2 protein-coding genes are annotated in these 1,117 nt (G+C 69.5%); both read left to right on the top strand.

Annotation, left to right across the window (positions count from 1 at the left end):
• Positions 1 to 292: transposase (locus ACZ4S3_RS40265; protein WP_467943775.1), on the top strand; the 292-nt coding region annotated here is incomplete at its 5' end.
• A partial coding sequence (locus ACZ4S3_RS40260; RefSeq protein WP_467943773.1) for an IS3 family transposase occupies positions 289 to 1,117 on the top strand: 829 nt, incomplete at its 3' end. The genes ACZ4S3_RS40265 and ACZ4S3_RS40260, both read left to right, overlap by 4 nt.

The raw sequence follows: 1,117 nt of genomic DNA, 5'->3' as shown, positions 1-1,117 counted from the left end.
GAAGAAGCCTCGGCCTCGCCGTTCGTTCACGCCGGAGTTCAAGGCCGAGATCGTCGAGCTGTGCCGGCGCGGTGACCGCTCGGTCGGTCAGGTCGCCAAGGACTTCGACCTGACCGAGACCGCGGTGCGGCTGTGGGTCAGCCAGGCCGAGGTCGACGCGGGCGAGCGCGATGGGCTGACCAGCAGCGAACGTGAGGAGTTGGCCGCGCTGCGGCGGGAGAACCGCCGGTTGCGGGAGGACGTGGAGGTCCTCAAGCGGGCGACGGCTTTCTTCGCGAAGGAGACCCGGTGACGGTGCACCCGTTCATCGAGGCGGAGAAGCGAGACGGTCACAACGTCAAGCGCGCGTGTGAACTGCTGCAGGTCTCCCGAGCCGCCTTCTACGCCCGCCGCAGTGGCAGGACCGGTCCGCGGGCGGTCCGCGATGCCGAGCTGACCGAGAAGATCGCCGAAGTCCACGAGCGGTCCCGCGGGACCTACGGAGCCCCGCGAGTCCACGCCGCCCTGCAACGACAGGGCGAGGACTGCGGCCGACGCCGCATCGCCAGACTGATGCGCAACGCCGGGCTGCAGGGCCAGCACCGCAGACGACGGCAGCTGACGACGATCCCCGACCCGCGGGCCACGTCCCGGCCCGACCTCGTCGTCCGGGACTTCGCCCCCGACCCGGACGGCGTCGACACCCGCTGGTGCGGTGACATCACCTACGTTGCCACCGAGGAGGGCTGGCTCTATCTGGCCACCGTCATCGACATCGCCTCCCGCCGCGTCGTCGGCTGGTCCACCGCCGACCACCTGCGGACCGAACTGGTCGCGGACGCTCTCACATCCGCCTGCCGCCAGCGTCGTCCCACCCGGCCAGTGATCTTCCACTCGGATCGTGGATGTCAGTACACGAGTCAGCAATTCGCCACCCTGGCAACGGAGTTCGGCGTCCGCCTGTCCGTCGGCCGCACCGGGCAGTGCTGGGACAACGCGCCCGCCGAGTCGTTCTTCGCCACCATCAAGCGGGAGTTGCTCGACACGGGTTCCTGGCCCAGCCGGGCCACCGCCCGCACTGCGATCTTCGACTTCATCGAGGGCTGGTACAACTTGCACCGACTACACAGCAGCCTCG

The sequence above is a fragment of the Streptomyces sp. NPDC028368 genome (assembly GCF_055565615.1).
This window is presented reverse-complemented; position numbering and strand designations above follow the sequence as displayed.